Source organism: Pseudomonas sp., from assembly GCF_035277045.1.
GTDB lineage: Bacteria > Pseudomonadota > Gammaproteobacteria > Pseudomonadales > Pseudomonadaceae > Aquipseudomonas.
This window is the reverse complement of the sequence record NZ_DATELE010000265.1, coordinates 20,237-42,262: the sequence shown is the minus strand read 5'-3', so window position 1 is coordinate 42,262 and position 22,026 is coordinate 20,237. Positions and strand designations below refer to the sequence as shown.

18 protein-coding genes are annotated in these 22,026 nt (G+C 63.4%); 16 read left to right on the top strand and 2 right to left on the bottom strand.

The window, feature by feature from the left end; genetic code table 11:
* Positions 1-7: 7 nt before the first annotated feature.
* Together VJS90_RS14845 and map are read right to left on the bottom strand one after the other, a co-directional pair.
* Positions 8-2,707 carry a [protein-PII] uridylyltransferase gene (locus VJS90_RS14845; RefSeq protein ID WP_324122400.1) on the bottom strand — a complete coding sequence of 900 codons (2,700 nt, stop codon included), beginning with the start codon at positions 2,705-2,707 and terminating at the stop codon, positions 8-10.
* Positions 2,708-2,729: 22 nt separating this feature from the next.
* Positions 2,730-3,512 (bottom strand): type I methionyl aminopeptidase, encoded by a 783-nt coding sequence (gene map / locus VJS90_RS14840; RefSeq protein ID WP_324122399.1) that lies wholly within the window; start codon positions 3,510-3,512, stop codon positions 2,730-2,732.
* 291 nt (positions 3,513-3,803) lie between these two features.
* Between map and rpsB the strand changes: the two genes are divergently transcribed.
* The 16 genes from rpsB (at position 3,804) to dnaE (ending at position 21,987) form a co-directional block, all read left to right on the top strand.
* The gene (gene rpsB / locus VJS90_RS14835) at positions 3,804-4,541 is read left to right on the top strand and encodes a 30S ribosomal protein S2 (RefSeq protein WP_158459585.1); all 738 of its coding nucleotides are present in this window, start codon (positions 3,804-3,806) and stop codon (positions 4,539-4,541) included.
* A gap of 188 nt (positions 4,542-4,729) precedes the next feature.
* The gene (gene tsf / locus VJS90_RS14830; RefSeq protein ID WP_324122398.1) at positions 4,730-5,593 is read left to right on the top strand and encodes a translation elongation factor Ts; all 864 of its coding nucleotides are present in this window, start codon (positions 4,730-4,732) and stop codon (positions 5,591-5,593) included.
* Positions 5,594-5,775: 182 nt separating this feature from the next.
* The gene (pyrH, locus tag VJS90_RS14825; protein ID WP_324122397.1) at positions 5,776-6,519 is read left to right on the top strand and encodes a UMP kinase; all 744 of its coding nucleotides are present in this window, start codon (positions 5,776-5,778) and stop codon (positions 6,517-6,519) included.
* Entirely contained in the window at positions 6,516-7,073 is a 558-nt protein-coding gene (frr, locus tag VJS90_RS14820) for a ribosome recycling factor (protein ID WP_324122396.1), read from the top strand. The genes pyrH and frr overlap by 4 nt, the downstream gene beginning before the upstream one ends.
* A 14-nt stretch (positions 7,074-7,087) precedes the next feature.
* Positions 7,088-7,843, top strand: coding sequence for a polyprenyl diphosphate synthase (gene uppS / locus VJS90_RS14815; RefSeq protein WP_324122395.1), 756 nt, complete (start codon positions 7,088-7,090; stop codon positions 7,841-7,843).
* Positions 7,843-8,658, top strand: a complete 816-nt coding sequence (locus VJS90_RS14810) for a phosphatidate cytidylyltransferase (RefSeq protein WP_324122394.1) — start codon at positions 7,843-7,845, stop codon at positions 8,656-8,658. Before uppS ends, VJS90_RS14810 begins: the two co-directional genes overlap by 1 nt.
* Positions 8,655-9,845: a 1-deoxy-D-xylulose-5-phosphate reductoisomerase gene (gene ispC, locus VJS90_RS14805; protein WP_324122393.1), complete on the top strand. Its 1,191-nt coding sequence runs from the start codon at positions 8,655-8,657 to the stop codon at positions 9,843-9,845. The genes VJS90_RS14810 and ispC overlap by 4 nt, the downstream gene beginning before the upstream one ends.
* Before the next feature lie 57 nt (positions 9,846-9,902).
* The gene (rseP, locus tag VJS90_RS14800; RefSeq protein ID WP_324122392.1) at positions 9,903-11,255 is read left to right on the top strand and encodes an RIP metalloprotease RseP; all 1,353 of its coding nucleotides are present in this window, start codon (positions 9,903-9,905) and stop codon (positions 11,253-11,255) included.
* A 76-nt stretch (positions 11,256-11,331) separates the two neighbouring features.
* Positions 11,332-13,680, top strand: a complete 2,349-nt coding sequence (gene bamA / locus VJS90_RS14795; RefSeq protein WP_324122391.1) for an outer membrane protein assembly factor BamA — start codon at positions 11,332-11,334, stop codon at positions 13,678-13,680.
* A 110-nt stretch (positions 13,681-13,790) separates the two neighbouring features.
* On the top strand, positions 13,791-14,228 hold the full coding sequence (locus tag VJS90_RS14790; protein ID WP_414704945.1) for an OmpH family outer membrane protein: 438 nt from the start codon (positions 13,791-13,793) through the stop codon (positions 14,226-14,228).
* A gap of 2 nt (positions 14,229-14,230) precedes the next feature.
* On the top strand, positions 14,231-15,286 hold the full coding sequence (gene lpxD, locus VJS90_RS14785; RefSeq protein ID WP_414704944.1) for a UDP-3-O-(3-hydroxymyristoyl)glucosamine N-acyltransferase: 1,056 nt from the start codon (positions 14,231-14,233) through the stop codon (positions 15,284-15,286).
* A gap of 113 nt (positions 15,287-15,399) precedes the next feature.
* Entirely contained in the window at positions 15,400-15,840 is a 441-nt protein-coding gene (gene fabZ / locus VJS90_RS14780) for a 3-hydroxyacyl-ACP dehydratase FabZ (RefSeq protein ID WP_324122389.1), read from the top strand.
* Positions 15,837-16,613, top strand: a complete 777-nt coding sequence (gene lpxA, locus VJS90_RS14775) for an acyl-ACP--UDP-N-acetylglucosamine O-acyltransferase (protein ID WP_324122388.1) — start codon at positions 15,837-15,839, stop codon at positions 16,611-16,613. The genes fabZ and lpxA overlap by 4 nt, the downstream gene beginning before the upstream one ends.
* A gap of 1 nt (position 16,614) precedes the next feature.
* Positions 16,615-17,742 carry a lipid-A-disaccharide synthase gene (gene lpxB / locus VJS90_RS14770; protein WP_324122387.1) on the top strand — a complete coding sequence of 376 codons (1,128 nt, stop codon included), beginning with the start codon at positions 16,615-16,617 and terminating at the stop codon, positions 17,740-17,742.
* A complete protein-coding gene (rnhB, locus tag VJS90_RS14765; RefSeq protein ID WP_324122386.1) occupies positions 17,743-18,372 on the top strand; it encodes a ribonuclease HII in 630 nt (209 codons plus the stop codon).
* Positions 18,373-18,462: 90 nt separating this feature from the next.
* The gene (dnaE, locus tag VJS90_RS14760) at positions 18,463-21,987 is read left to right on the top strand and encodes a DNA polymerase III subunit alpha (protein ID WP_324122385.1); all 3,525 of its coding nucleotides are present in this window, start codon (positions 18,463-18,465) and stop codon (positions 21,985-21,987) included.
* Positions 21,988-22,026: the final 39 nt, after the last annotated feature.

The following is a 22,026-nucleotide window of genomic DNA, read 5'->3' as shown; positions in this document are numbered from 1 at the left end:
TCAAACGTTAAAAGGTCACGCGGGCTGGGTTGGCATCGCTGCTCTGGCCGGCCTGCAACTGCTGCACGATCGCCTCTTGCAGGCGTGCGCACAGCTGCGGGTCGGAGAGCGGCTGGTTGTCGGCGTCGGTGATGAAGAACACGTCTTCCACGCGCTCGCCCAGGGTGGCGATCTTGGCATTCTGCAGCGACAGGTCGAACTCCAGGAAAATCCGGCCGATACGTGCCAGCAGGCCAGGGCGGTCGGGCGCGGTCAGCTCGAGGATGGTCACCGGGCGCTGGGCATCGTTGTGGATGGTCACCTGGGGCGCGAAGGTAAAGTGCTTGAGCTGGCGCGGCACCCGTCGCTGGATGATGGTCGGGTAGTCCTCGGGATTGCGCAGGGCCTCGGTCAGGCCATCGCGGATCTGCCTCACCCGCACGGGGTTGTCGCCGATCGAGCCGCCGTCGTTGTCGAGCACGATGTAGGTGTCGAGGGTGAACTGACTGCTCGAGGTGATGATGCGGGCATCATGGATGTTCAGGTTGAGCTGGGACATGGCCGCCACGGTCACCGCGAAGAAATCATGCTGGTCCGGTGCATAGATGAAGATCTGCGTGCCGCCCTCGAACTCGCGCTGGGTGGTTTCCTTGATCAGCACCAGCGGGCCGCCGTCGGCCGGCTGCTGGAGGATCGCGTCGGTGTGCCAGGCAACGTCGGCGGCGGTGTGGCGCAAAAAGTAGTCATCACCGAGCTGCGACCACAGCTGTTCGACATCGTCCGGATCGGTGCCCTCGCGAATCAGGGTGTCGAGCGCCGCGCTCTGGGTCTGGCGGATCTGCTCCTCGCGGTCCAGCGGGTTTTCCAGGCCCCGGCGCAGCGCGCGCTTGGTCTCGGTGTAGAGCTGGCGCAGCAGGCTGGCGCGCCATGAGTTCCACAGGCTGGGGTTGGTGGCGTTGATGTCGGCCACGGTCAGCACGTAGAGATAGTCCAGATGGGTCTCGTCGCCCACCAGCGAGGCGAAGTCGTTGATCACCTGCGGGTCGGAGAGGTCCTTGCGCTGGGCGGTGGTCGACATGCCCAGGTGATTCTGCACCAGCCAGACGATCAGCCGGCTGTCCCAGGCCGGCAGCTGATGGCGCTGACAGAAGGCCTGGGCATCGACCGCGCCGAGCTCCGAGTGGTCACCCTGGCGGCCCTTCCCGATGTCATGGTACAGGCCGGCCAGGTAGATCAGCTCGGGCTTGGGCAGCCGGCCCATGAGCTTGCTGGCCAGCGGGAATTTCTCTGACACCGGCGTGTACTGCAGCTTGCGCAGGTGCTTGATGAGGTTGAGGGTGTGCGCGTCGACTGTATAGATGTGGAACAGGTCGTGCTGCATCTGGCCGACGATCAGGCCGAACTCGGGCAGGTAACGCCCAAGGATGCCGTAGCGGTTCATCCGCCGCAGGTTGCGGTGGATGCCGATCTCGCACTTGAACAGCTCGATGAACAGGCTGGTGTTGCGGATATCGTTGCGAAAGTTGTCATCGATAAGGTGGCGATGCTCGCGCAGCAGGCGCACCGTATCGGCGCGCACACCCTTGATCTCCGGGTGCTGGGCCATCAGCACGAAGATCTCCAGCATGGCGAACGGCGTGCGCTTGAACACGTTCGCGCTGACCGCCTCGATGTAGCCATCATGCAGGCGGAAGCGCGCGTTGAGCGGCTGGGTACTGCCGTTGTCATCGGCGAGGATGACTTCCTCGAAGTGCTGGATGATCAGGTCGCACAGCTGGCTGATGCTCATCACCACCCGGTAGTACTGCTGCATGAACTGCTCGATGGCGCGCTTGGGGTTCTCGTCGCTGAACCCTAGCAGGCCGGCGATGCTGCGCTGGTGGTCGAACAGCAGGCGATCCTCGGCGCGTCCGGCCAGCATGTGCAGCGCGTAGCGCACCTTCCAGAGAAACTCCTGGGACGAGGCGAGCAGCTCGTTCTCGCTTTCCAGCAGGAAGCCTTCGCCTGCCAGGGCATGCAGGTTGAGGGTGCCGTACTGGCGGCGCGCGACCCAGAGCACGGTCTGGATGTCACGCAGGCCGCCGGGCGAGCCTTTGACGTTGGGCTCAAGGTTGTATTCGGTGTCGTTGTACTTGTGGTGGCGAGCCTTGAGTTCGGCCCGCTTGGCCAGGAAGAACTCCTTGCTGGGCCACACGTGCGCGGTGCTGGTGGCTTCGAGCATGCGCTGACGCAGGGGCTCGGGGCCGGCAATGGTGCGGCTTTCCATCAGGTTGGTGATGACGGTCAGGTCGGCGCGTGCCTGCTCGACGCATTCCTCGACCGTGCGCACGCTCTGGCCCACTTCAAGGCCGATGTCCCACAGCAGCGTGAGGAAACCCTCGATCGCCGGACGGTAGAGTTCGTGCTGCTCGCTGCCCAGGAGGATCAGCAGGTCGATGTCCGAACCCGGATGCAGTTCGCCGCGTCCGTATCCGCCCACGGCGACCAGGGCGATGCCGGACGGGTCGCGCCAGTCGAACTGCTTCCAGGCCTGCTGCAGGATATTGTCGACGAACCAGGCGCGGTCCTCGATCAGGCGACGGATCTCGCGGCCGCCGCGAAAGCGCGCGTCAAGCACCTCGCCAGCCCGGCGAATGGCTTTCTTGAAGGCGGGGATAGGGCTTGCCTTGAGGGCCAGTTCCGCCTGGAACTGGCCGCGGTCGAACAGATCGGGATCCACCTGGGGCATCTGCTTGCGTTCCTGGAAAAAGTCAGGCCGACGTGCGGGCGATGGTGTCGTCTTTGCGCAGGGTGAAGATTTCGTAGCCAGTGGCGGTGACCACCAGGGTGTGTTCCCACTGGGCCGAGAGCTTGCGGTCCTTGGTGATCGCGGTCCAGCCGTCGCCCAGCACCTTGGTGTCGGCCTTGCCCTGGTTGATCATCGGCTCGATGGTGAAGGTCATGCCTTCCTTGAGCTCCATGCCGGTGCCGGCCCGGCCGTAGTGCAGGATCTGCGGCTCTTCGTGGAATACCTTGCCGATGCCATGGCCGCAGAACTCGCGCACCACCGAGAAACCGTTCTTCTCGGCGTGCTTCTGGATCACCTCGCCGATGTCGCCCAGGCGGCAGCCCGGCTTCACCAGTTCGATGGCCTTGTACAGGCACTCCTGGGTGACCTGGGACAGGCGCTCGGCCCACGGAGCCACGGTGCCGACATGGAACATGCGGCTGGTGTCGCCGTGGTAGCCGTCCTTGATCACGGTCACGTCGATATTGAGGGTGTCGCCTTCCTTGAGCGGCTTCTCGCCAGGGATGCCGTGGCACACCACGTGGTTGATCGAGGTGCAGATCGACTTGGGGAAGCCCTTGTAGTTGAGCGGCGCCGGGATGGCCTTCTGCACGTTGACGATGTAGTCGTGGCAAAGGCGGTCGAGCGTCTCGGTGGTCACACCGGGCTTGACGTGTTCTTCGATCATTTCGAGGACTTCGGCGGCCAGTCGGCCGGCGATGCGCATCTTCTCGATGTCGTCGGCGGTTTTGATGGTTACGGTCATTACAGGCTCTCTACGGCGCCGCGCAGGGCGCAAACAAACAGGAAAGGCCCGATTCTAGCAGAGCAGGGTGGCAATCTGGGCGACAATGCACGGGCCGGTGACGGATGACGGTGATCCGTGTTCCGTTTGCGGGCGCTCTGTGGTATAACATGCGCCGCTTTCGGGGATGCCCCCGCGAGCACAAACCCACACACGTGTCGACACGATGACCTGGGTGCCCCGGTTCCGCTGGAATCGCGGGTTGGTCATTGGGATACGTGGAGGCCCAACCCGACTTATCAAGGAACTATCATGTCCCAAGTCAACATGCGCGATATGCTGAAGGCCGGTGTGCACTTCGGCCACCAGACCCGTTACTGGAACCCGAAAATGGGCAAGTACATTTTCGGCGCGCGTAACAAGATCCACATCATCAACCTGGAAAAAACCCTGCCGATGTTCAACGACGCTCTGTCGTTCGTCGAGCGCCTGGCCCAGGGCAAGAACAAGATCATGTTCGTCGGCACCAAGCGTTCCGCTGGCAAGATCGTCGCCGAGCAAGCTGCTCGTTGCGGTTCGCCGTACGTTGATCACCGTTGGTTGGGTGGCATGCTGACCAACTACAAGACCATCCGTGCATCGATCAAGCGCCTGCGCGACCTGGAAGTCCAGGCCGAAGACGGCACTTTCACCAAGCTGACCAAGAAGGAAGCGCTGATGCGCTCCCGTGACCTGGAAAAGCTGGATCGCAGCCTGGGTGGTATCAAGGACATGGGCGGCCTGCCTGATGCCCTGTTCGTGATCGACGTCGACCACGAGCGCATCGCGATCACCGAAGCCAACAAGCTGGGCATCCCGGTCATCGGCATCGTCGATACCAACAGCAGCCCTGAAGGTGTTGACTACGTGATCCCAGGTAACGATGACGCCATCCGCGCCATCGAGCTGTACATGACTTCGATGGCTGACGCTGTCATCCGCGGCCGCAACCATGTTGCCGGTGGCACCGAAGTCTTCGCTGAAGAAGCGGCGGCACCTGCTGCCGAGTAATTGACGCCTGGCGTCTACTTGGCACGCAAAAAGGGGGCTAGGCCCCCTTTTTGCCACCTTGAAATCCTCCTGTCAGCCTGGGTGCCGCATCATGTGCTCCCACTGGCATGAAGGCAGTGGATTTCCAGAATTGAACGCCCGTGACGAGCGGGTGGAATGGTTGAAAAACTTTCCAAGAGGATTTTGAAATGGCAGCAATTACTGCAGCGCTGGTCAAAGAACTGCGCGAGCGTACCGGCGAAGGCATGATGGATTGCAAGAAAGCCCTTGAAAAGGCTGGCGGCGACATCGAGCAGGCCATCGACGACATGCGTGCTTCGGGCGCCATCAAGGCCGCCAAGAAAGCAGGCAACGTCGCCGCTGAAGGCGCCATCGCCATCAAGGCGGACGACAAGGCCGCCGTTCTGCTGGAAGTGAACTCGCAGACCGACTTCCTGGCCCTGCAAGACGACTTCAAGAACTTCGTCGCCGAAAGCGTCGAAGCCGCCTTCGCCGACAAGCTGACCGAAGCCGCTCCGCTGATCGCTTCGCGTGAAGCCGCTCGTGAAGCCCTGGTCGCCAAGGTTGGCGAAAACGTCAACATCCGTCGCCTGGTGCGCGTTGAGGGTGACGTTGTCGGTACCTACCTGCACGGTAACAAGATCGGTGTCGCTGTTGTCCTGAAAGGCGGTGACGTCGAGCTGGCCAAGGACATCGCCATGCACGTGGCTGCCAGCAACCCAGAGTTCCTGCTGCCATCGCAGGTTTCTCCCGAGGCCATCGAGCGTGAGAAAGGCGTCTTCCTGCAGCTGAACGAAGAGAAGATCAAGGGCAAGCCTGAGAACATCGTGGAAAACATGGTCAAAGGCCGTATTTCCAAGTTCCTGGCCGAAGCGAGCCTGGTCGAGCAGGCGTTCGTCAAGAACCCTGAAGTCAAGGTTGGCGAGCTGGCCAAGAAGGCAGGCGCTGAAATCGTTTCGTTCACCTACTTCAAGGTAGGTGAAGGCATCGAGAAGCCGGTCGACAACTTCGCTGAAGAAGTTGCCGCTCAGCTGGCCGCTGCCAAGCAGTAAGACAGACCCGTCTGTCGCCCCAAAGAGGCTGCCCGCTCACGCGCGCAGCCTCTTTGTCAAACCGGAAGCAGGTTTATCCAGCCTGTCTCCGCTGGCGCTGAAGCAGCGCCACGCTACAGTTAGCTGGCTTTACACAGCCCGCGCAGAATATTCTTGGAAAAAAGCCGCAGGAGAGACTCGCAATGGCTCAGCAGGTGAGTGGTCGCCAACCTCGCTATAAACGCATTTTGCTCAAACTTAGCGGCGAGGCCCTGATGGGCTCGGAAGAGTTCGGGATCGATCCCAAGGTGCTCGATCGCATGGCCCTGGAAGTCGGCCAGCTGGTCGGCATCGGTGTCCAGGTCGGCCTGGTGATCGGCGGGGGCAACCTGTTCCGTGGCGCGGCGCTCAGCGCAGCCGGCATGGACCGGGTCACCGGCGATCACATGGGCATGCTGGCGACCGTCATGAACGGCCTGGCCATGCGCGACGCGCTGGAGCGCTCGAACATTCCGGCCCTGGTCATGTCCGCGATTTCCATGGTTGGCGTTACCGATCATTACGATCGCCGCAAAGCCATCCGTCACCTTAATTCCGGTGATGTGGTAATTTTCTCCGCCGGTACCGGCAACCCGTTCTTCACCACCGACTCGGCGGCCTGCCTGCGCGGTATCGAAATCGATGCCGACGTGGTGCTCAAGGCGACCAAGGTCGATGGTGTGTACACTGCCGATCCGTTCAAGGACCCGCATGCCGAGAAGTTCGACCGTCTGACGTACGATGAAGTACTCGACCGCAAGCTCGGGGTGATGGACCTGACCGCAATCTGCCTGTGCCGCGACCACAAGATGCCATTGCGGGTATTCAACATGAACAAGCCTGGCGCCCTGCTGAACATCGTTGTCGGTGGCGCTGAAGGAACCCTGATCGAGGAAGGCGAAGCATGATCAACGAAATCAAGAAAGACGCCCAGGAGCGGATGACCAAGTCGCTGGAGTCCCTTCAGCATGCATTCAGCCGCATCCGTACCGGCGTTGCGCACCCGAGCATCCTGGAAGGCGTGATGGTGCCTTACTACGGCTCGGACACGCCTATCAAGCAAGTGGCCAACATCACGGTCAAGGATTCGCGCACCCTGCAGGTCGTTGCTTTCGAGCGCAACATGCTCTCGGCGGTCGACAAGGCAATCGGCAGTGCCGGCCTGAACCTGAACCCGACCAACCTGGGCGAGCTGCTGCTGATCACCATGCCTGCGCTGACCGAGGAAACCCGCAAGGGCTTCACCAAGCAGGCGCGTGACGCTGCCGAAGACGGCCGCATCGCGGTGCGCAATATTCGCCGTGACGCCTTGAGCCAGCTCAAGGACCTGGTCAAGGAGAAGGAAATCAGCGAGGACGAAGAGCGTCGCGCCGCTGATGATATCCAGAAACTGACTGACAAGTTCGTGGCCGATATCGAAGTGGCTGTGAAGGCGAAGGAAAAGGACCTGATGGCCGTCTGAGGTCAGAACTTTTCATGGATAAGACCAAGCTGGCGGCATCGTCTTCGGTGCCGCGTCATGTCGCGATCATCATGGACGGTAACAATCGCTGGGCGAAGAAGCGCCTGTTGCCCGGCGTTGCCGGGCACAAGGCCGGCGTCGATGCGGTGCGCGCGGTGATCGAAGTGTGCGCCGAGGCCAAGGTCGAGGTGCTCACGCTGTTCGCCTTTTCCAGCGAGAACTGGCAGCGGCCGGCCGACGAGGTGGGCGCGCTGATGGAGTTGTTCTTCTCGGCCTTGCGCCGTGAGGCCAGGCGCCTCAATGACAACAACATCAGCCTGCGCATCATCGGTGACCGCTCGCGGTTCCACCCTGAGCTGCAGGCTGCCATGCGCGAGGCCGAAGCACTGACCTCGGGCAGTGGCCGGTTCATCCTGCAGATCGCGGCCAACTACGGCGGCCAGTGGGATATCGCCCAGGCCGCCCAGCGCCTGGCGCGCGAAGTGCAGGCCGGTCATCTGCGGCCCGAGGACATCACCCCGGGCTTGCTGCAGACGTGCCTTGCCACCGGTGACCTGCCGTTGCCCGACCTGTGCATCCGCACCGGAGGGGAGCACCGCATCAGCAACTTCCTGCTCTGGCAGCTCGCCTACGCCGAGCTGTACTTCTCCGACCTGTACTGGCCGGACTTCAAACACGAGGCCATGCGCAATGCCCTGGCCGATTTCGCTTCACGCCAGCGTCGCTTCGGGAAAACCAGCGAGCAGGTCGAAGCTGGAGCTCGTGCTTAATGCTTAGACAACGCATCATTACCGCGCTGATCCTCATGCCGATCGCCCTGGCGGGATTCTTCCTGCTCAGCGGCGGGTATTTCGCCCTGTTCATCGGCTTCGTGGTCACTGTCGGTGCCTGGGAATGGGCGCGGCTGGCCGGCCTCATGGCCCAGCCGCTGCGCTTTGCCTATGCCGCCGTGGTGGCCGGGGCACTGATGCTGCTGTACCTGATGCCGGACCTTGCCCCCTGGGTGCTGGGTGCCTCGGTGATCTGGTGGGGCCTGGCGACCTGGCTGGTGCTTACTTATCCGCGCAGCAGCGAGCTGTGGGCCAGTGCCGCCTGCCGCCTGCTGATCGGCCTGCTGGTGCTGCTGCCGGCCTGGCAGGGCCTGATGCTGCTCAAGCTGTGGCCGCTGGGCAACTGGCTGATCCTCGCGGTGATGGTGCTGGTGTGGGGTGCCGATATTGGCGCCTACTTCTCGGGCCGTGCCTTCGGCAAGCGCAAGCTGGCGCCGCAGGTGAGCCCGGGCAAGAGCTGGGAGGGCGTCTATGGCGGTCTTGCGGCCAGCCTGTTGATTACCCTGGGTGTCGGCCTCTCGCGCGACTGGGGTTTCGGCGCGCTGTTGCTCGGTCTGCTCGGCGCCGCGGTGGTGGTCATGGCCTCGGTGGTCGGCGACCTCACCGAAAGCATGTTCAAGCGCCGCTCCGGCATCAAGGACAGCAGCAACCTGCTGCCCGGCCATGGTGGCGTGCTTGACCGCATCGACAGCCTCACCGCCGCGATCCCCCTGTTCGCCGTGCTGTTGTGGGCCGCGGGCTGGGGTGGCATGTGAGTGCCATTCAGCGCATTACCGTGCTGGGGGCCACCGGCTCCATCGGCCTGAGCACGCTGGATGTGATCGCGCGTCATCCCGAGCAGTACCAGGTGTTCGCCCTGACCGGTTATTCACGCCTGGACGAGCTGTTGCAGCTGTGCCTGCTGCACCGTCCGGTGTTTGCCGTGGTGCCCACTGCCCAGGCTGCCGCTTGGTTGCGCGAAGGCTTGAAGGCGGCGGGCAGTGCCACCGAGGTGCTGGAAGGCGAAGCCGGCCTGTGCCAGGTGGCCGCTGCGTCCGAGGTGGATGCGGTGATGGCCGCGATCGTCGGCGCCGCCGGCCTGCGGCCAACGCTGGCCGCGGTCGAGGCGGGCAAGAAGGTGCTGCTGGCCAACAAGGAAGCCCTGGTGATGTCGGGCGCGCTGTTCATGGATGCGGTGCGGCGCAGTGGCGCCGTGCTGCTGCCGATCGACAGCGAGCACAACGCGATTTTCCAGTGCCTGCCGGGCGACTACGCCCGCGGGCTGGCCGAGGTTGGCGTGCGGCGCATCCTGCTCACTGCCTCGGGCGGGCCGTTCCGCGAAACACCATGCTCGGAGCTGGCGAACGTCACGCCCGAGCAGGCCTGCGCGCACCCTAACTGGTCAATGGGCCGCAAGATTTCGGTCGACTCGGCCAGCATGATGAACAAGGGCCTCGAGCTGATCGAAGCGTGCTGGCTGTTCGACGCGGTCCCGGCCAAGGTCGAGGTCGTGGTGCATCCGCAGAGCGTGATCCACTCGCTGGTCGACTATATAGACGGTTCGGTGCTGGCGCAGCTGGGCAACCCTGACATGCGCACGCCGATCGCCAACGCCCTGGCCTGGCCAAAGCGGATCGACTCCGGGGTCGCGCCGCTCGACCTGTTCGCCATCGCCCGCCTGGATTTCCAGGCGCCCGACGAACAGCGCTTTCCCTGCCTGCGCCTGGCGCGGCAGGCTGCCGAGGCGGGCAACAGTGCCCCGGCGGTGCTCAACGCGGCCAACGAAGTGGCGGTCGAGGCGTTTCTCCAGCGGCGCATCCGCTTCCCGGAGATCGCGAGTATGATCGAGCAAGTGCTTGATCAGGAGCCGGTGGTGCCGGTGCCATCGCTTGCCGCGGTATTCGCCGCCGACCAGCGCGCGCGCGAGCTGTCCCGGGAATGGCTGAACCGATACGGGCGCTGAAACCCTGCGCCCACGTGCGCTTCACCCGGCACTGCCGAACATCGTTTGGAGAAAGACATGACTGCGCTCTACATGATCATCGGCACCCTGGTTGCACTGGGCGTGCTGGTCACCTTTCACGAGTTTGGCCACTTCTGGGTCGCCCGGCGCTGTGGTGTCAAGGTGCTGCGGTTCTCGGTAGGCTTTGGCACGCCGCTGCTGCGCTGGCATGACCGCCATGGCACCGAGTTCGTGGTCGCGGCAATCCCCTTGGGCGGCTACGTCAAGATGCTCGACGAGCGTGAAGGCGATGTTCCGGCGGCACTGGCCGGGCAATCCTTCAACCGCAAGACCGTCGGCCAGCGCATCGCGATCGTCGCGGCGGGCCCGATTGCCAACTTTCTCCTGGCCATCGTCTTCTTCTGGTTGCTGGCAATGCTGGGCACCCAGCAGATCCGTCCGATCATTGGCGCGGTCGAGCCAGGCAGTCTTGCGGCCACCGCGGGCCTGACGGCTGGGCAGGAAATTGTTTCGATTGATGGCGAACCCACCGATGGCTGGTCGGCGGTCAACCTGCGGCTGGTGCGTCGCCTCGGCGAGAGCGGCACCTTGCAGGTCGGTGTGCGCGACGAAGGCGCAAGCGCCGAGCGCCAGCATCAGCTGGTGCTCAAGAGCTGGCTCAAGGGCGCCGATGAGCCCGACCCGATCCAGTCGCTGGGCCTGCGCCCGTGGCGCCCGGCGATTACCCCGGTGCTGGCCGAGATCGACCCTAAAGGCCCTGCCGCGGCCGCCGGTCTGAAATCCGGCGACCGGCTGCTGGCCCTTGATGGTCAGCCGCTGAGCGACTGGCAGCAGGTGGTCGACAGCGTGCGCGGGCGTGCCGACAGCAATGTCCAGATACGCATTGACCGTGATGGCGCGGTGCTGGATATCCCGGTCACCCTGGCCCGCCGCGGCGAGGGCAAGGCCGCCGGCGGCTATCTGGGGGCAGGGGTGAAAGGTGTCGAATGGCCAGCAACCATGCTCCGCGAGGTGAGCTATGGCCCGCTCGACGCCGTTGGCCAAGGGCTCTCCCGCACGTGGGACATGAGCATCCTGACCCTTGAATCGCTGAAGAAAATGCTCTTCGGCGAGCTCTCGGTAAAAAACTTGAGCGGACCGATAACCATTGCTAAAGTGGCGGGCGCTTCAGCCCAGTCCGGCGTTGGGGATTTCCTGAATTTCCTTGCCTACCTGAGCATAAGCCTCGGAGTTCTTAACTTGTTGCCCATTCCTGTACTGGATGGGGGGCATTTGCTGTTTTACCTGATCGAATGGGCCCGCGGTCGTCCGCTGTCCGATCGGGTGCAAGGTTGGGGGGTCCAGATCGGTATCAGTTTGGTCGTAGGGGTGATGTTGCTTGCCCTGATCAACGATCTGGGTCGTCTTTAACGCTTCGCTCAATTACGAACCTGCCGCCCCCTGGCGGCGGGGTTGTTTATTGCCAGTTGGAATAAAAAAGGACTTCATGAAACGTCTGCTGCTAACTGCGGTCCTCTCCGCACTGATGATCGCTGAAGTTCACGCCGAGTCCTTCACCATCTCCGATATCCGCGTCAACGGCCTGCAGCGGGTTTCCGCCGGCAGCGTGTTCGGCGCCTTGCCCCTGAACGTCGGTGACGAGGCGGATGACCGCCGTCTGGTGGAATCCACCCGTTCGCTGTTCAAGACCGGCTTCTTCCAGGACATCGAGCTGAGCCGTGATGGCAACATCCTGATCATCAACGTAGTCGAACGTCCGTCGGTGTCCAGCATCGAGATCGAAGGCAACAAGGCGATCAGCACCGAAGACCTGATGAAGGGCCTGAAGCAATCGGGCCTGGCCGAAGGCGAGATCTTCCAGCGGGCCACCCTCGAGGGCGTGCGCAACGAGCTGCAACGCCAGTACGTCGCCCAGGGCCGCTACTCGGCCGAGGTCAACGCCGAGGTGGTGCCGCAGCCGCGCAACCGCGTGGGCCTGAAGATCAACATCAACGAAGGCACCGTTGCCGCGATCCAGCACATCAACGTGGTGGGCAACAACGTCTTCAGCGATGACGACCTGGCCAGCCTGTTCGAGCTCAAGACCACCAACTGGCTGTCGTTCTTCAAGAACGACGACAAGTACGCCCGCGAAAAGCTTTCCGGTGACCTGGAACGCCTGCGTTCCTACTACCTGGACCGCGGCTACATCAACATGGACATCGCGTCCACCCAGGTGTCGATCACCCCGGACAAGAAGCACGTCTACATCACCGTGAACATCAACGAGGGCGAGAAATACACCGTCCGCGACGTGAAGCTGTCCGGTGACCTCAAGGTGCCCGAGGACCAGGTCAAGTCGCTGCTGCTGGTGCAGCCGGGCCAGGTGTTCTCGCGCAAGGTGATGACCACCACCTCCGAGCTGATCACCCGTCGCCTGGGCAACGAAGGCTATACCTTCGCCAACGTCAACGGCGTGCCACAGCCCAACGAGCAGGATCACACCGTCGACATCATGTTCGTCGTCGATCCGGGCAAGCGTGCCTACGTCAACCGCATCAACTTCCGCGGCAACACCAAGTCCGAGGACGAAGTGCTGCGCCGCGAGATGCGCCAGATGGAAGGCGGCTGGGCGTCGACCTACCTGATCGACCAGTCCAAGACCCGCCTCGAGCGTCTGGGCTTTTTCAAGGAAGTCAACGTCGAGACCCCGCCGGTGCCAGGCACCGACGACCAGGTCGACGTCAACTACAGCGTCGAGGAGCAAGCGTCCGGCTCGATCACCGCCAGTGTCGGTTTCGCCCAGAGCGCCGGCCTGATCCTGGGTGGTTCGATCAGCCAGAACAACTTCCTCGGTACCGGTAACAAGGTGTCCATCGGCCTGACCCGAAGCGAATACCAGACCCGGTACAACTTCGGCTTCGTGGACCCCTACTGGACCGCCGATGGCGTCAGCCTGGGCTACAACGCCTTCTACCGCAGCACCGACTACGACGACCTCGACGTCGACGTGGCAAGCTACGCGGTCGACAGCCTGGGTGCCGGTGTCAGCGTCGGTTACCCGATCAGCGAGACCTCGCGCCTGACCTTCGGCCTGACCGTGCAGCATGACGAAATCAAGACCGGCCGCTACACCGTCGACGAGATCTTCGACTTCGTCAATCAGGAAGGCGAGGACTACCTGAACTTCAAGGCGTCGGCCGGCTGGTCCGAGTCGACCCTGAACAAGGGCGTGCTGGCAACCCGGGGTCACTCCCAGAGCCTGACGCTTGAAGCGACCACGCCGGGCAGCGACCTGTCGTTCTTCAAGCTCGACTACCGTGGCCAGCTGTTCAAGCCGATCAACAACGACTACACCCTGCGCCTGCACACCGAGCTGGGCTACGGTGATGGTTATGGTTCGACCTCGGGCCTGCCGTTCTACGAGAACTACTACGCCGGTGGCTTCAACTCGGTACGTGGCTTCAAGGACAGCAGCCTGGGTCCACGCAGTACGCCGAGTACTGGTACTAACCCTGGCACCATTCGCGACCCGGACCAGGACCCGCTGCCGTTCGGCGGCAACGTGCTCGTCCAGGGCGGTGTCGAGTTGCTGTTCCCGCTGCCGTTCGTCAAGGACCAGCGTTCGCTGCGCACCTCGGTCTTCTGGGACGTGGGTAACGTGTTCGATACCAACTGCGGCTCCCAGCCTGACTGCGAGAAGGTCGGCCTGGGCGGCCTGGCCAGCTCCGTTGGTCTTGGCGTGACCTGGATCACCGCCCTGGGCCCGTTGAGCTTCAGCCTGGCGATGCCGGTCAAGAAGCCGGACGAAGCCGATACCCAGGTGTTCCAATTCTCTCTGGGCCAGACCTTCTGAGGTCTGCCCCATGCAATCGACAACGGATTCTCTAGGAGTGCATCGTGCGTAACTTGATCAAACTGGCCGTCGTGGCCGCGGCGCTGGTCGCCACCCCGGCTTTCGCCGAAATGAAGGTCGCCGTGCTGAACTATCAGATGGCACTGCTCGAGTCGGACGCCGCCAAGAAGTACGCGGTCGATGCCGAGAAGAAATTCGGCCCGCAGCTGACCAAGCTGAAGACCCTCGAGGGCAGCGCCAAGAGCATCCAGGACCGCATCATCAAGGGCGGCGACAAGATGAACCAGCAGGAGCGCGAGCGCCTGGAGCTGGAATTCAAGCAGAAAGCCCGTGACTTCCAGTTCCAGTCCAAGGAACTGAACGAAGCCAAGGCCGTTGCCGACCGTGACATGCTCAAGCAGCTCAAGCCCAAGCTGGATGGCGCTGTCGAGGAAGTGATCAAGAAAGGCGGCTTCGACCTGGTGCTGGAGCGCGGTGCGGTCATTGATGTCAAGCCACAGTACGACATCACCCGCCAGGTCATCGAGCGCATGAACCAAGCTCGCTGATCATGACCCTGACCATGACGCTCGGCCAGCTGGCCGAAGCGCTCGGCGCTACCCTCAAGGGTCCCGAGACGCTGGAAATCACTGGCCTGGCCACCTTGCAGGAGGCCGGGGCAGGGCAGTTGAGCTTTCTTGCCAACCCCCAGTACCGCAAGTACCTGGCCACCACCCATGCCGCGGCGGTGCTGCTCAAGGCCGCCGATGCCGACGATTTCGCCGGCAACGCGCTGATCGTGCCCGATCCGTACCTGGCCTACGCACGCATCTCTCACCTGTTCGATCCCAAGCCCAAGGCTGTGGCGGGTATTCATCCCAGCGCCGTGGTTGCCCAGGACGCCCAGGTGGATCCCCTTGCGTGCGTTGGGCCGTTCGCGGTGATCGAGAGTGGCGCGCGGATCGGTCCGGGCGTGACCATCGGTGCCCACTGCTTCATCGGCGCGCGTTGCGTTGTCGGCGAGGGTGGCTGGCTGGCACCGCGGGTTACCCTTTACCACGATGTGCGCATTGGTGCGCGCGTGGTGATCCAGTCAGGTGCGGTCATCGGCGGCGAGGGCTTCGGCTTTGCCAACGAGAAAGGCATCTGGCGCAAGATCGCGCAGATTGGTGGCGTGGTCATCGGGGATGACGTTGAAATCGGCGTTAATACCGCCATTGACCGCGGAGCTCTCGCGGACACGCGGATCGGTGACGGGGTCAAGCTCGACAACCAGATCCAGATCGCCCACAACGTGCAGATCGGTGACCACACGGCCATGGCGGCCTGTGTCGGTATCTCGGGCAGTACCCGAATCGGCAAGCATTGCACCATCGCCGGCGGTGTCGGCATGGTCGGTCACATCGATGTCTGTGATGGCGTGTTCGTTTCCGGGATGACCATGGTTACCCGGTCGATCACCGAGCCAGGCGCCTATTCTTCCGGTACGGCCATGCAGCCGTTGGCCGATTGGCGCAAGAGTGCCGCGCGGATTCGCCAACTCGACGAGATGGCCAAGCGCCTCCAGCAGTTGGAAAAACGTGTCGACACCGTGACCTCAGGTGGCCAGCCCTCATCAGAAGGCTGATACCATTTCCTGAGCAAGAGTGAACAGTTGCTAGCTGGCCCTCTCTGGATTTGCAAAAGGAGCGCCTGGTCAGCAGCTGCGCTCACTATTCTTACTACAGGCTTCCCCCCGAAATGATGGACATCAACGAGATTCGCGAATACCTGCCTCACCGTTACCCGTTCCTGCTGGTGGACCGGGTAGTGGAGCTGGACTTCGAGGCCCAGAGCATTCGTGCCTACAAGAATGTCAGCATCAACGAGCCGTTCTTCAATGGCCACTTCCCCGGGCATCCCGTGATGCCGGGCGTGCTGATCATCGAGGCCATGGCCCAGGCGGCCGGTATTCTCGGATTCAAGATGCTCGACGCCAAACCGGCCGACGGCACCCTGTACTACTTCTGTGGCTCCGACAAGCTGCGCTTCCGCCAGCCCGTGGTCCCAGGCGACCAGCTGGTCCTCGAAGCCCAGTTCATCGGGCGCAAGAGCACCATCTGGAAGTTCGCCTGCAGGGCGCTGGTCGATGGCAAGCCAGTCTGCTCGGCTGAAATCACCTGCGCGGAACGCAAGCTATGAATTTGATTGATCCTCGGGCGATCATCGACCCCTCGGCCAGGCTGGCCGAGGGTGTCGAGGTCGGCCCTTGGTCGATCGTTGGCCCTGATGTCGAGATCGGGGAAGGCACTGTCATCGGTCCGCATGTGGTGCTCAAGGGGCCGACCCGAATCGGCAAGCACAATCGCATCTACCAGTTTTCCTCGATTGGCGAAGATACCCCCGACCTCAAGTACAAGGGCGAGGCGACGCGCCTGGTCATCGGCGACCACAACGTGATCCGCGAAGGCGTCACGATTCACCGTGGCACCGTGCAGGACCGTTCCGAAACCACCCTGGGCGATCACAACCTGATCATGGCCTACGCCCATATCGGGCACGACAGCGTCATCGGCAACCACTGCATCCTGGTCAACAACACCGCGTTGGCCGGCCATGTGCACGTGGGCGACTGGGCGATCCTGTCCGGATTCACGCTGGTGCACCAGTACTGCCATATCGGCGCGCACAGTTTCTCGGGCATGGGCACGGCGATCGGCAAGGACGTTCCGGCGTTCGTGACCGTGTTCGGCAGCCCGGCCGAGGCGCGCAGCATGAACTTCGAAGGCATGCGTCGCCGTGGTTTCAGCGACGAGGTCATCCAGGCCCTGCGTCGTGCCTACAAGATCGTCTATCGCCAAGGCCTGACGGTCGAGGAGGCGGTCAGCGAGCTGGGCGAGCTTGCCGGCCAGTACAGCGAAGTCGACCTCTTCCTGCAGTCGGTCCAGACCTCCGCCCGCGGCATCACCCGCTGACATGGCCGAGCTCTGTGTAGCCCTGGTCGCGGGTGAGGCCAGCGGCGATATCCTGGGTTCCGGCCTGATGCGCGCCTTGAAGGCGCGCCACCCGCAGGTGCGGTTCATCGGCGTCGGCGGCCCGCTGATGGAGGCCGAGGGCCTGCGATCCTACTTCCCCATGGAGCGCCTGGCGGTCATGGGCCTGGTCGAAGTGCTGGGTCGACTGCGCGAGCTGCTCAAGCGGCGCAAGGACCTGGTCCAGACCCTGCTGGCCGAGAAGCCGGACGTCTTCATCGGTATCGACGCTCCGGACTTCACACTCAATATCGAGCTGCAGCTGCGCAAGGCCGGCATCAAGACCGTGCATTACGTCAGTCCGTCGGTATGGGCGTGGCGGCAGAAGCGTGTGCTGAAGATCCGCGAAGGCTGCGACCTGATGCTCACGCTGCTGCCGTTCGAAGCCAGGTTCTATGAAGAACAGGGCGTGCCGGTGCGGTTCGTCGGCCATCCGCTGGCCGACACCATCCCGCTCGATGCCGACCGGCAGGCAGCGCGGGCCGTCCTGGGCTTGCCCCCGGGGCCGCTGGTGGCCCTGATGCCGGGCAGCCGCGGTGGCGAGGTCGGGCGCCTGGGCACGCTGTTCCTGGATACGGCCGAGCGCTTGCGCGCGATGGTGCCGGGGGTGCGTTTCGTGTCCCCCTGCGCCAACCCGACGCGCCGTGCCCAGCTCGAACAGATGCTGGAGGGACGCGACCTCCCGGTGACCTTGCTCGATGGCCAGTCGCACCAGGCCCTGGCCGCGTGCGACGCGGTGCTGATCGCGTCGGGTACCGCGACGCTCGAGGCCTTGTTGTTCAAGCGCCCAATGGTGGTGGCCTACCGCCTGGCGCCGCTGACCTTCTGGATTCTCAAGCGCATGGTGAAAAGCCCCTACGTATCGCTGCCCAACCTGCTCGCCCAGCGTCAGCTGGTGCCCGAGCTTCTGCAGGACGCGGCCACCAGCGAGGCGCTGGCCCAGGCCCTGGCCCCGCTGGTGACCGATGGCGCGCAGCAGACAGAGGGCTTCGACCAGATTCATCGAACCCTGCGCCGCGACGCCTCCAACCAGGCGGCCGAAGCGGTACTTGCACTGCTGGGGGACCGCTAGATGCAGATGGGACTGGACTTCAACCTGGTCGAGGACCTGGTCGCCGGGGTCGATGAAGTGGGCCGCGGACCGCTCTGCGGCGCCGTGGTCACCGCTGCGGTCATCCTTGATCCCGCGCGCCCGATCCTCGGCCTGAACGACTCCAAGAAACTCACCGAGGCGCGGCGCGAGCTGCTGTTCGAGGAAATCTGCGAAAAGGCCCTGAGCTTCTGCATTGCCCGGGCCGAAGTCGAGGAAATCGACAGGCTGAACATCCTCCACGCGACCATGCTGGCCATGCAGCGTGCGGTCGAGGGATTGTCGATCACCCCAAGGCTTGCGCTGATCGATGGCAACCGCTGCCCGAAACTCGCCGTGCCTTCGGCGCCGGTGATCAAGGGCGACAGCAAGGTGCCGGCGATCGCCGCGGCGTCCATCCTGGCCAAGGTCAGCCGAGACCGGGAGATGAGCGCGTTCGAGCTGATCTATCCTGGCTACGGTATTGGCGGCCACAAGGGTTATTCGACGCCGGTCCATCTCGAGGCCCTGTCGCGGCTGGGCCCCACTCCCATTCACCGGCGCTCGTTCGCACCGGTACGGGCCGCCTATGAGGCCCGTGAGGGCCTGATCGGGTCGTTGCTCGAATTCTAGTATCACCTTGCCGTCGAAGGGCGGCTGCTGTTTTGTTCGGGGCCCGGTACAATCCGGGCCTTGTTGTCTCGTGCTGCTATAGGATCATCCATGTCGGTTTCCTTCGTTCACCTTCGCGTGCATTCCGAGTTCTCGCTGGTCGACGGCCTGGTGCGGATCAAACCGCTGGCCAAGGCCCTGGCCGGGATGGGCATGCCGGCGGTGGCGATCACCGACCAGAGCAACATGTGCTCGCTGGTGAAGTTCTACAAGACGGCCATGGGGGCTGGCATCAAGCCGATCTGCGGGGCCGACCTGTGGCTGGCCGGGTCCGACCCTGACGCACCGCTGTCGCGTATCTGTTTCCTGGCGATGAATGCCAAGGGCTATCGCAACCTGACCGAGCTGATCTCCCGGGGTTGGGTCGAGGGCCAGCGCAATGGCCTGGTGATTCTGGAGCGCGAGTGGATCGCCCCGGCCAGCGAAGGGCTGATCGCCCTGTCCGCGGCACGGGAGGGTGATATCGGCATGGCCTTGCTCGGCAACGACCCCGAACAGGCCGAGGCGCTGCTGCGCGACTGGATGAGCATGTTCGGCGACCGCTTCTACGTCGAGGTGCAGCGCACCAACCGGGCGGGCGACGAGCAGTACCTGCATGCCGCCGTGGCCTTGGCCGACAGGCTCGGCGCCCCGCTGGTGGCGACCAACGATGTGCGTTTTCTCAAGCAGACCGACTTCGATGCCCATGAAACCCGCGTCTGCATCGGCGAAGGCCGGGTGCTGGACGACCCGCGGCGCCCGCGCAACTACAGCGACCAGCAGTACCTGAAAAGCGCGCAGGAAATGGCCGAGCTGTTCAGCGACCTGCCCGAGGCGCTGGAGAACACGGTCGAGATCGCCAAGCGCTGCAATATCGAGGTGCAGTTGGGCAAGCACTTCCTGCCCGATTTCCCGACCCCCAATGGCATGGGGATCGATGACTACCTGCGCCATGTGTCCCACGAGGGCCTGGAAGAGCGCCTGGCCGTGCTGTGGCCCAGGGAAACCACGCCAGACTACGAGGAAAAGCGCCAGGTCTATCTGGACCGCCTCAAGTTCGAGCTGGATATCATCATCCAGATGGGCTTCCCCGGTTACTTCCTGATCGTCATGGACTTCATCAAGTGGGCCAAGAACAACGGCGTGCCGGTAGGTCCGGGCCGGGGTTCGGGTGCCGGCTCGCTGGTCGCCTACGTGTTGAAGATCACCGACCTCGACCCGCTGGCCTACGACTTGCTGTTCGAGCGCTTCCTCAACCCGGAACGGGTCTCGATGCCCGACTTCGACGTCGACTTCTGCATGGACGGCCGCGACCGCGTCATCGAGTACGTGGCCGACGCCTATGGCCGCAACGCCGTGAGCCAGATCATCACCTTCGGCACCATGGCGGCCAAGGCGGTGGTGCGCGACGTGGCGCGGGTCCAGGGCAAGTCCTATGGCCTGGCCGACCGCCTGTCGAAGATGATCCCCTTTGAAGTGGGCATGACCCTCGAGAAAGCCTACGAGCAGGAAGAGGTGCTCCGCGACTTTCTCAAGGGCGACGAGGACGGCCGCGAGATCTGGGACATGGCGCTCAAGCTCGAAGGCGTCTGCCGTGGTACCGGCAAGCACGCCGGCGGCGTGGTGATCGCGCCGACCAAGCTGACCGACTTCTCGCCGATCGCGTGCGATGAGGAAGGCGGCGGCCTGGTGACCCAGTTCGACAAGGACGACGTCGAGGCGGCGGGCCTGGTGAAGTTCGACTTCCTCGGCCTGCGGACCCTGACCATCATCAAGTGGGCGATGGAGACCATCAACCGCGAGCAGGCCAAGCAGGGCCTCGACGACCTGAACATCGACTTCATCCCGCTCGATGACAAGAAGACCTACGACCTGTTGCAGCGCGCCGAGACCACGGCCGTGTTCCAGCTCGAATCGCGCGGCATGAAGGAGCTTATCAAGAAGCTCAAGCCCGACTGCCTCGAAGACCTTATCGCACTGGTGGCACTGTTCCGCCCAGGCCCGCTGCAGTCGGGCATGGTGGACGACTTCATCAACCGCAAGCACGGCCGCGCCGAGCTGGCCTATCCGCATCCCGACTACCAGTACGACGGTCTGCAGCCGGTGCTGGCGCCGACCTACGGCATCATCCTGTACCAGGAACAGGTGATGCAGATCGCCCAGGTCATGGCCGGCTACACTCTGGGTGGCGCCGACATGCTGCGCCGGGCCATGGGCAAGAAGAAGCCCGAGGAGATGGCCAAGCAGCGCGGCGGCTTCATCGAAGGCTGCGCGAACAACGGCATCGATGGGGACCTGGCAGGCAACATCTTCGACCTGGTGGAAAAGTTCGCGGGCTACGGCTTCAACAAGTCCCACTCGGCCGCCTACGGCCTGGTCTCGTACCAGACCGCCTGGCTCAAGACCCACTTCCCGGCGCCGTTCATGGCCGCGGTCCTTTCCGCGGACATGCACAACACCGACAAGGTGGTGGTGCTGATCGAGGAAGTGCGCAACATGAAGCTGCGCCTCGATGCACCGGACGTGAACAACTCCGAATACAAGTTCACCGTCAACGAAGATGGCCGCATCGTCTATGGCCTGGGCGCGATCAAGGGCGTGGGCGAGGGCCCGGTGGAGGCGATCGTCGAGGCGCGCGCCCAGGGCGGGCCGTTCAGTGACCTGTTCGACTTCTGTGCCCGTGTCGACCTCAAGCGCATCAACAAGCGCACCCTTGACGCGCTGATCCGAAGCGGCGCGCTGGATCGTCTCGGGCCGTTCTTCTTCGACGAGATCAAGGCCTACCAGGCCAACATCGACACCAACCGCGCGGTGCTGCTGGCCGCCCTCGAAGAAGCGATCAAGTCTGCCGAGCAGACCGCGCGAACCGCCGACAGTGGCCACGCCGACCTGTTTGGCGGGCTGTTCGTGGAAGCGGACGCCGATGTCTACGGCAACCATCGCAAGGCCCGCGAGCTGACCCTCAAGGAGCGCCTGCGCGGCGAGAAGGACACGTTGGGCCTGTACCTCACCGGTCACCCGATCGACGAGTACGAGAGCGAGATCCGCCGCTTCGCCCGCCAGCGCATCATCGACCTCAAGCCTGCGCGCGACACCCAGACGGTGGCGGGGATGATCATTGCCCTACGGGTCATGAAGAACAAGAAGGGCGACAAGATGGGCTTCGTCACCCTCGACGACCGCTCAGGGAGGATCGAGGCTTCGCTGTTCGCCGACTCCTTCATGGCTGCCCAGGCCTTGCTGCAGACCGACGCGATGGTGGTGGTCGAAGGCGAGGTCAGCAATGATGACTTCTCCGGCGGCCTGCGCCTGCGGGTCAAGCGGGTGATGAGCATGGAGGATGCCCGCACCAACCTCGCCGAGAGCCTGCGCCTTAAGGTGCACCGCGATGCGCTCAAGGGCGACCGTCTCAACTGGCTGGGCGAGTTGTTCACCCGTCACCGCGGCGCCTGCCCGATCACGCTTGAGTACACTGGCAGCGATGCCCGGGCCATGCTGCAGTTCGGCGAGACCTGGCGAATCGATCCGGCGGATGGCCTGATTCAGGCGCTGCGTGACCAGTTCGGACGTGAGAACGTCTTTTTGCAATATCGATGAATTTTTAATCTCGACCTGAATGCGCCTGATCCCTTAAGG

What these genes read in the sequence shown, in the direction of transcription:
- VJS90_RS14845 (WP_324122400.1), bottom strand. Translation starts at nt 2,707, where the DNA reads ATGCCCCAGGTGGATCCCGATCTGTTCGACCGCGGCCAGTTCCAGGCG.
- map (WP_324122399.1), bottom strand. Translation starts at nt 3,512, where the DNA reads ATGACCGTAACCATCAAAACCGCCGACGACATCGAGAAGATGCGCATC.
- rpsB (WP_158459585.1), top strand. Translation starts at nt 3,804, where the DNA reads ATGTCCCAAGTCAACATGCGCGATATGCTGAAGGCCGGTGTGCACTTC.
- tsf (WP_324122398.1), top strand. Translation starts at nt 4,730, where the DNA reads ATGGCAGCAATTACTGCAGCGCTGGTCAAAGAACTGCGCGAGCGTACC.
- pyrH (WP_324122397.1), top strand. Translation starts at nt 5,776, where the DNA reads ATGGCTCAGCAGGTGAGTGGTCGCCAACCTCGCTATAAACGCATTTTG.
- frr (WP_324122396.1), top strand. Translation starts at nt 6,516, where the DNA reads ATGATCAACGAAATCAAGAAAGACGCCCAGGAGCGGATGACCAAGTCG.
- uppS (WP_324122395.1), top strand. Translation starts at nt 7,088, where the DNA reads ATGGATAAGACCAAGCTGGCGGCATCGTCTTCGGTGCCGCGTCATGTC.
- VJS90_RS14810 (WP_324122394.1), top strand. Translation starts at nt 7,843, where the DNA reads ATGCTTAGACAACGCATCATTACCGCGCTGATCCTCATGCCGATCGCC.
- rseP (WP_324122392.1), top strand. Translation starts at nt 9,903, where the DNA reads ATGACTGCGCTCTACATGATCATCGGCACCCTGGTTGCACTGGGCGTG.
- bamA (WP_324122391.1), top strand. Translation starts at nt 11,332, where the DNA reads ATGAAACGTCTGCTGCTAACTGCGGTCCTCTCCGCACTGATGATCGCT.
- VJS90_RS14790 (WP_414704945.1), top strand. Translation starts at nt 13,791, where the DNA reads ATGAAGGTCGCCGTGCTGAACTATCAGATGGCACTGCTCGAGTCGGAC.
- lpxD (WP_414704944.1), top strand. Translation starts at nt 14,231, where the DNA reads ATGACCCTGACCATGACGCTCGGCCAGCTGGCCGAAGCGCTCGGCGCT.
- fabZ (WP_324122389.1), top strand. Translation starts at nt 15,400, where the DNA reads ATGATGGACATCAACGAGATTCGCGAATACCTGCCTCACCGTTACCCG.
- lpxA (WP_324122388.1), top strand. Translation starts at nt 15,837, where the DNA reads ATGAATTTGATTGATCCTCGGGCGATCATCGACCCCTCGGCCAGGCTG.
- lpxB (WP_324122387.1), top strand. Translation starts at nt 16,615, where the DNA reads ATGGCCGAGCTCTGTGTAGCCCTGGTCGCGGGTGAGGCCAGCGGCGAT.
- rnhB (WP_324122386.1), top strand. Translation starts at nt 17,743, where the DNA reads ATGCAGATGGGACTGGACTTCAACCTGGTCGAGGACCTGGTCGCCGGG.
- dnaE (WP_324122385.1), top strand. Translation starts at nt 18,463, where the DNA reads ATGTCGGTTTCCTTCGTTCACCTTCGCGTGCATTCCGAGTTCTCGCTG.